The organism is Micromonospora sp. KC606, from assembly GCF_004348675.1.
In the GTDB taxonomy this organism is placed as follows: Bacteria; Actinomycetota; Actinomycetes; order Mycobacteriales; family Micromonosporaceae; genus Micromonospora.
This window is the reverse complement of sequence record NZ_SMKN01000269.1, coordinates 1-7,118: the sequence shown is the minus strand read 5'-3', so window position 1 is coordinate 7,118 and position 7,118 is coordinate 1. Positions and strand designations below refer to the sequence as shown.

7 protein-coding genes are annotated in these 7,118 nt (G+C 73.9%); 4 read left to right on the top strand and 3 right to left on the bottom strand.

The genetic code is table 11. The annotated features are described in order from the left end of the window. A partial coding sequence (locus E1193_RS28780; RefSeq protein ID WP_132186312.1) for an MFS transporter occupies positions 1-778 on the bottom strand: 778 nt, incomplete at its 3' end. Continuing rightward, on the bottom strand, positions 775-1,404 hold the full coding sequence (gene pdxH, locus E1193_RS28775; protein ID WP_132186313.1) for a pyridoxamine 5'-phosphate oxidase: 630 nt from the start codon (positions 1,402-1,404) through the stop codon (positions 775-777). The genes E1193_RS28780 and pdxH, both read right to left, overlap by 4 nt. Before the next feature lie 271 nt (positions 1,405-1,675). Here pdxH and E1193_RS28770 point away from each other — a divergent pair, with 271 nt between their 5' ends. The 4 genes from E1193_RS28770 to E1193_RS28755 all read left to right on the top strand — a co-directional run bounded on the left by E1193_RS28770 (position 1,676) and on the right by E1193_RS28755 (position 6,455). Continuing rightward, on the top strand, positions 1,676-2,782 hold the full coding sequence (locus E1193_RS28770; RefSeq protein ID WP_132186311.1) for a citrate synthase 2: 1,107 nt from the start codon (positions 1,676-1,678) through the stop codon (positions 2,780-2,782). Positions 2,783-3,016: 234 nt separating this feature from the next. Next, positions 3,017-4,144 (top strand): phosphoserine transaminase, encoded by a 1,128-nt coding sequence (gene serC / locus E1193_RS28765; RefSeq protein ID WP_132186310.1) that lies wholly within the window; start codon positions 3,017-3,019, stop codon positions 4,142-4,144. Between the two features lie 186 nt (positions 4,145-4,330). After that, positions 4,331-5,407 (top strand): septation protein SepH, encoded by a 1,077-nt coding sequence (gene sepH / locus E1193_RS28760; protein WP_132186309.1) that lies wholly within the window; start codon positions 4,331-4,333, stop codon positions 5,405-5,407. Positions 5,408-5,468: 61 nt separating this feature from the next. Continuing rightward, positions 5,469-6,455 carry an aldo/keto reductase gene (locus tag E1193_RS28755; protein ID WP_132186308.1) on the top strand — a complete coding sequence of 329 codons (987 nt, stop codon included), beginning with the start codon at positions 5,469-5,471 and terminating at the stop codon, positions 6,453-6,455. Between the two features lie 353 nt (positions 6,456-6,808). On the opposite strand, the gene E1193_RS28750 is transcribed toward E1193_RS28755, so the two are convergent. Further along, on the bottom strand, positions 6,809-7,118 hold a 310-nt coding region (locus E1193_RS28750), incomplete at its 5' end, for a 2'-5' RNA ligase family protein (protein ID WP_279433399.1).

Here is a 7,118-nt window from a genome sequence, read left to right as displayed (position 1 = left end):
CCCGCGGCATCGCCAGGATCATCGCGATCAGGTCGATGCAGAACGACAGCAGCAGCACCGGCGTGGCGGCCAGGTAGCGGAACCCGTCGAGGATGCTGGCCAGACCGCCGCGGCGGGCCTCCCCCTCGACCGGCGGCGCCGGCGGCATGGCGGGCAACCGCACGGTGGCCACCACCAACCCGGTGAAGAGCACCGCGTCCAGCGCGTACGCGACCGGCAGGCCCGCACCCTCGCCGAAGGCCGCGAAGATCAGCCCCGCCACCAGCGGTCCGGCCACCGAGGCGGCCGTGAAGGTGGTGAAGTTCAGCGTGGCGCCCGCCGGCAGCAGCTCGGGCGGCAGCAGCCGGGGCAGGATCGCCGACCGGGCCGGCGAGCTGATCGCGAACGCGGTGGAGTGCACGGTGACCAGAGCCAGCAACACCACCGGGTGGCCGGTGCCGAACAGCGCGTGCCCGAGCAGACCCAGCATCGACGCCCAGAGCAGCGCCGAACCGGCCAGCAGCACCCGGCGACGGTCCCGGGCGTCGGCCACCGCCCCGCCCCACAGCCCGAAGACAAGCAGCGGAGCGAAGCCGGCGACACCGAGCAACCCAACCCAGAGCGAGTCCCCGGTCAGCGCGTACATCTCCACCGGTACCGCGACCGCGGTCAACTGGAAGCCGAACATGGCGAGCGTGTTGCCGAGCCAGATCCGCCGGTACGCCGGCACCCGCAACGGGCGCAGGTCGATCGCCCAGCGACGCGCGGCGCGCCCCCGGGGCGTCTGTAGGGAGGTCACGGCGCCAGCCGCTCCACGACCCAGCCGCCGCCGTCGGTACGCCGGAACCGCAGCCGGTCGTGCAGCCGGCTGGCCCGGCCCTGCCAGAACTCCACCGTCTGCGGGCGAACCCGCAGCCCACCCCAGTGCGGCGGCGGCGGAATCGGCTCCACGTCGGCGAAACGCTCCGCCGCCGCCCGGTACGCCGCGTCCAGCGCCGCCCGGTCCGGGATGACCCGGGACTGGGTGCTGGCCCAGGCGCCGAGTTGGGAGCCACGCGGCCGGCTGGCGAAGTACGCCTCGGTCTCGGCCCGGTCCACCCGCTCGATCCGCCCGGCGACCACCACCTGCCGCTGCATCGGGAACCAGGGGAAGACCAGGCTGGCCCACGGGTTGACGGCGACCTCGACGCCCTTGCGCGAGTCGTGGTTGGTGAAGAAGACGAAGCCCTCCGGGCCGTAGCCCTTGAGCAGGACCGTGCGTCCGCTGGGGCGACCGGCGGCGTCGGCGGTGCCGACCACCATCGCGTTCGGCTCGGGCAGGCCGGCGGCGACCGCCTCGGCGAACCAGCGGTGGAACTGGGTGTGCCAGTCGCCGGCCAGGCCGGCCTCGGACAGGCCCACGTCAGCGGCGTACTCGTTGCGCATGGCCGCCGGGACGGGTGTGTCGCCGGTCACGTTCCTCTCCCTCCCGTCGGGCTGCCGCCGTCCCTCGACGCTGGCCAGCCCGCACGGCACAGTCTCGCCGAGGCGGCGCGGTCGCCGACCCGGGGGGATGTCACGCGCAGCACAGCCGCGGTGGGTCGCGCACCCGGTTACCCACCAGGCAAGATGTCACGAACACATTCCAGACGGTCGCCTACGGTGCTGAACCGGATCGGGCTCGCGGCGGGCGTACCGACCACACCCAGGAGACGACATGGCCGACTTCAAACCGGGCCTGGAGGGCGTCGTAGCCTTCGAGACCGAGATCGCCGAACCGGACCGCGAGGGTGGCGCGCTGCGCTACCGCGGCGTGGACATCGAGGATCTGATCGGTCAGGTCTCCTTCGGCAACGTCTGGGCGCTACTGGTCGACGGTCGGTTCGGGCCCGGCCTGCCGCCGGCCGAGCCGTTCCCCGTGCCGGTGCACTCCGGCGACATCCGCGTCGACGTGCAGTCCGCGGTCGCCATGCTGGCCCCGTACTGGGGTCTCCAGCAGCTGTTGGACATCTCCGACGAGCAGGCCCGCGAGGACCTGGCCCGGGTCTCGGTCACCGCGCTCTCCTTCGTCGCCCAGTCCGCCCGCGGCCTGGGGCTGCCCGCCGTGCCGCAGAAGGAGATCGACAAGGCGGAGACGATCGTCGAGCGCTTCATGAAGCGCTGGCGGGGGGAGCCCGACCCGCGGCACGTCAAGGCCGTCGACGCGTACTTCATCTCGGCCGCCGAGCACGGCCTGAACGCCTCCACCTTCACCGCCCGGATCGTCGCCTCCACCGGGGCCGACGCCGCGGCCTGCATCTCCTCCGGCATCGGCGCCCTCTCCGGCCCGCTGCACGGCGGCGCCCCCTCCCGGGTGCTCACCATGCTGGAGGCTGTCGAGCGCAGCGGCGACGCCGAGGGGTACGTCAAGGGCGTGCTCGACCGCGGTGAGCGGTTGATGGGCTTCGGCCACCGGGTCTACCGGGCCGAGGACCCGCGCGCCCGGGTCCTGCGCCGCACCGCCCGGGAGCTGGGCGCCCCGCGCTTCGAGGTCGCCGAGGCGCTGGAGCGGGCCGCGCTGGCCGAGTTGCGGGCCCGCCGCCCGGACCGGGTGCTCGCCACCAACGTCGAGTTCTGGTCGGCCGTGGTGCTGGACTTCGCCGAGGTGCCCGCGCACATGTTCACCTCGATGTTCACCTGCGCCCGGATGGGCGGCTGGAGCGCGCACATCCTGGAGCAGAAGAAGCTCCAGCGGCTGGTCCGGCCGTCCGCCCGCTACGTCGGGCCGGGCACCCGCAAGCCGCAGGAGGTCGAGGGCTGGGACGCCATCCCGCACGGCGTCTGACCGCGTATCCCGAGGGCCCCCGCCCGTGCCGGGCGGGGGCCCTCGCGCGCCCGGTTGTGGCGCTTCTCACGGGCCACGGACCGGCCGCACCGCAGGGCGGACCGCCTGTGGCGCACGACTCAGCTCCGGGGCCGGGACCGACCGCCGGGCGGGCCGGTCCGGGTGCGAGGATGAAGGCCGGCAGCGCTGCCGGACCGGGCCCGCCCTCGCCCACGCGGAAGGATCGAGACAACCGTGGCTGACGCACCGACCATCCGGATCCCTGACGACATCAAGCCCGCCGACGGGCGGTTCGGCTGCGGGCCGTCCAAGGTCCGTCCGGCGGCCGTCTCCGCCCTCGCCGACGTGGCGACCGACTTCCTGGGCACCTCGCACCGGCAGAAGACCGTCCGCGACCAGGTGGCCCGGCTGCGGCGCGGCATCGCCGACTTCTTCTCCCTCCCCGAGGGCTACGAGGTGGTCATCGGCAACGGCGGCACCACCGCCTTCTGGGAGGTCGCCGCCTTCGGCCTGGTCCGGGACCGGGCCCAGTTCGCCAGCTTCGGCGAGTTCGGCGCCAAGTTCGCCAAGTCGGTCTCCGACGCGCCGTTCCTGGGTGAACCGACCGTGCGCAAGTCGGCCCCGGGCAGCGCCCCGACCCTGGTCGCCGAGGCCGGCGTGGACGCCTACGCCATCCCGCACAACGAGACCTCGACCGGTGTCGCGGTGCCGATCAGCCGGGTCGCCGGCGCCGACGAGGGCGCCCTGCTGCTGGTGGACGCCACCTCCGGCGCGGGCGGGCTGGAGGTCAACGTCGGCGAGACCGACGTCTACTACTTCGCCCCGCAGAAGTGCTTCGGCTCCGACGGTGGCCTCTGGCTGGCCCTGATGTCGCCGGCCGCGATCGCCCGGGCCACCGAGATCAAGCAGTCCGGCCGCTACATCCCGGCCTTCCTCGACCTGGTCACCGCGATCGACAACTCGCGGCTGGAGCAGACGTACAACACCCCGGCGCTGGCCACCATCTTCCTGGCCGCGGAGCAGACCGACTGGATGAACGCGCAGGGCGGGCTGGCGTGGGCGACCAAGCGCACCGCCGAGAGCGCCGCCATCCTGTACGGCTGGGCGGAGCGCTCCGAGGTGGCCACGCCGTTCGTCACCGACCCGGCGCTGCGCTCCAACGTGGTCGCCACCATCGACTTCGCCGACGGGGTGGACGCCTCGGCGATCGCCAAGGCGCTGCGCGCCAACGGCATCGTGGACACCGAGCCCTATCGGAAGCTGGGCCGCAACCAGTTGCGGGTCGCGCTCTACCCGGCGGTCGAGCCGACCGACGTGGAGGCGCTGACCGCCGCCATCGACTACGTGGTCGAGCGACTCTGATCGGCGGTCACGGTGGGTGGTCACGGAGCATCCCCCGGCCACCCACCGTGATCATTGCCGCAGCTCAGTCGCGACATGCGGGTGTCGCATCCCCCACCTTCGGGTAGAGGAGCGTACGGTGGTGCGAGACGCCCGGGTGGCCGGCTCGTGGCGTGACGGCCAGCGAAGCGGGACGGAGGCAACGCCATGCGCCCAGTACGCTTCGTCGCCCTCTCCGAGGACGGCCAGGCTCTGGTGCTCGCCGACGAGGTCGGGCGCCTGCTCGCCCTCCCCATAGACGACCGCGTCGCGTCGGCGCTGCACGCCGAGCCCGGTGCCGCACCACTGTCCGTGGTGCCGGCCGCCGCCGATCCGACTCCGTCGCTGTCCCCACGGGACATCCAGGCCCGGATTCGCTCCGGCGAGTCCGCCGAGGATGTCGCCCGGATCGCCGGCGTCCCCGTCGACCGCGTCCTGCGGTACGCCGGCCCGGTGCTCCAGGAGCGGGCCATGCTCGCCCAGCACGCCCGGCGCACCCGACTGAGGGGCGCCGAGAAGGCGACCCCACTCGCCGAGGTGGTCAACGGCCGGCTCGCCCAGCACGGAATCGACACCGAGAAGATCTCCTGGGACGCGTACCGGCGCGACGACGGCGCCTGGCGGGTCATCGCCACCTGGCCGTCCGGCAAGGCCACCGCGCAGGCGGTGTGGGATCTCGACAAGACCCGGCAGCATGTCACCCCGCACGACGACATGGCGCAGTATCTGTGCGCCGAGCGCCCCACCCCGATCCTGGGCCAGGAGCCGGCGCCGGAGCGCGGCGGCCACGCGCTGCCCGGCCCGTCGCGGGGCGAGCCGAGCCGGGGTGGGCACGGTCTGCCGACGCCCGCCGAGCCCCGGCCCGGCCGGGACCCGATCCGGGCCGGGCGAGACGCCCTGCTCGCCTCCCTCGACCGGCCCGTCGGCGGCACCGGCGCTCGCGGGCTCGACCCGCGCTCCCCGGCCGCGCTGGCCGGTGGCGACCCGCCCCGGCAGCGGGCCGTCGCCGGGGGCGCGGCGGCACTGCTCGGCGGTGGTCAGGGTTCCGCCTTCGACGACGACTCGGACGCCCCGAAGGAGGTCCCGGCCGTACCGTCGCTGGCGGTGCTGCGACCGCGCCGCACGGGTGCCACGACGGGGGCCGGCGGCGAGTCGACCGAGGCCGGCGGCAAGCCGCGCAAGCGGCTGCCGAGCTGGGACGACGTGCTCTTCGGCAGCGGACCGGCGGCCCGCGAGTCGTCCTGATCTCCTCCGACCACCCTGGCGGCGTGCGGCACTCGAGATGCCGGCGTGCCAGGGTGGTCCCATGGAGTACACGAATCTGGGCCGCACCGGCCTCTCGGTGAGCCGACTCTGCCTCGGCACGATGAACTTCGGGCCGCAGACCGGCGAGCCGGACAGCTTCGCCATCATGGACCGGGCGCTGGAACACGGCATCAACTTCTTCGACACCGCCAACGTCTACGGTTGGCAGACCGGTGAGGGGATCACCGAGCAGATCATCGGCCGCTGGTTCGCCCAGGGCGGCGGGCGGCGCGACAAGGTGGTCCTCGCCACCAAGGTGTACGGCCGGATGGGCGACTGGCCCAACGAGCAGGGGCTGAGCGCCCGGCACATCGTCCGGGCCTGCGAGGACTCGCTGCGCCGGCTCCAGACCGACGTCATCGACCTGTACCAGATGCACCACGTGTCGCGGAGCACGCCGTGGGAGGAGATCTGGCAGGCGATGGAGACCCTGGTCGCCCAGGGCAAGGTCATCTACGTCGGGTCGTCCAACTTCGCCGGTTGGCACATCGCGCAGGCGCAGGCCGCCGCGGCCCGGCGAAACTTCCTCGGCCTGGTGGCCGAACAGTCCATCTACAACCTGCTCACCCGGCACGTGGAGCTGGAGGTGATCCCGGCGGCACAGCACTACGGCCTGGGTGTGATCCCCTGGTCGCCGTTGCACGGTGGGCTGCTCAGCGGGGTGCTGCGCAAGACGGCCGAGGGCGGCGCGGCACGCGGCACCAGCGGCCGGGCCGCCGAGGGGCTGGCCGAGCACCGGTCGACCATCGAGGCGTACGAGAAGCTCTGCGCGGACCTCGGCCACGACCCGGCCGACGTGGCGCTGGGCTGGCTGCTCTCCCGGCCCGGGGTGACCGCCCCGATCATCGGCCCGCGTACCGTCGACCAGCTCGACGGCAGCCTCGGCGCGCTCACCGTGGCCATCGACGACGCGACCACGCAGCGGCTCGACGCGCTCTTTCCGCCGGTCGGCAAGGGCGGTCCCGGCCCCGAGGCCTGGGCCTGGTGACGCGTCCCCGACCGGGCAGCGGCCGGCGCCTTTCCGCCCGCCGCGCCCGGTAGGGCACCTGATTCACCGCTCCCGGCCGCGAGCCGCACGGCGATCCACCCCACCCGACGGCGAAAAGCGCGGCGATTCACCCCACCCGGCCGCGAAAGCGCGGCGAACCGTCACCGAATGCTGCAAACTGCGCTATCCGCAGCGCGGGCTGCCGCCCACATGCCGCAAACTGCGCCATCCGGCGCGTCGGATACCACACCATGCCGCGAAGCGAGGAAAACGCGCGGTCAGGAGCACGCGGGCGCGGTCAGGAGCACGCGGGCGCAGGCAGGAGCACGCCGGTCAGGAGCACGCGGGCGCGGTCAGAGTGGCCAGCGGGCCAGGCGGTCGTGGTGGGGGCGGGGGCCCTGGTGGCTGCGGACCAGCACCAGTTCGGACGCCGGCCACTCCGGGCCCCGGTAGTCGTCCAGGGCAACGCAGTCGGCCACCACATCGCAGCGGTCGATCCGGTCACCGGGGCGGGCGATCGTCAGGTGCGGGCGGAACGGCCGTTCGTCGTACGGGAGGCCGTTGCGGCGCAGCCCCGCCCGGATCAGCCGGCCCAGCACGTGCAGCGCCGCCACCTCGCCGCGCAGGTCCACCCAGAGGACGGTGAACCGGCCCCGCCCGAAC

Bases quoted from the DNA above. Each gene is read 5' to 3' on its own strand.
- pdxH (WP_132186313.1), bottom strand. From the start codon at position 1,404: ATGCGCAACGAGTACGCCGCTGACGTGGGCCTGTCCGAGGCCGGCCTG.
- E1193_RS28770 (WP_132186311.1), top strand. From the start codon at position 1,676: ATGGCCGACTTCAAACCGGGCCTGGAGGGCGTCGTAGCCTTCGAGACC.
- sepH (WP_132186309.1), top strand. From the start codon at position 4,331: ATGCGCCCAGTACGCTTCGTCGCCCTCTCCGAGGACGGCCAGGCTCTG.
- E1193_RS28755 (WP_132186308.1), top strand. From the start codon at position 5,469: ATGGAGTACACGAATCTGGGCCGCACCGGCCTCTCGGTGAGCCGACTC.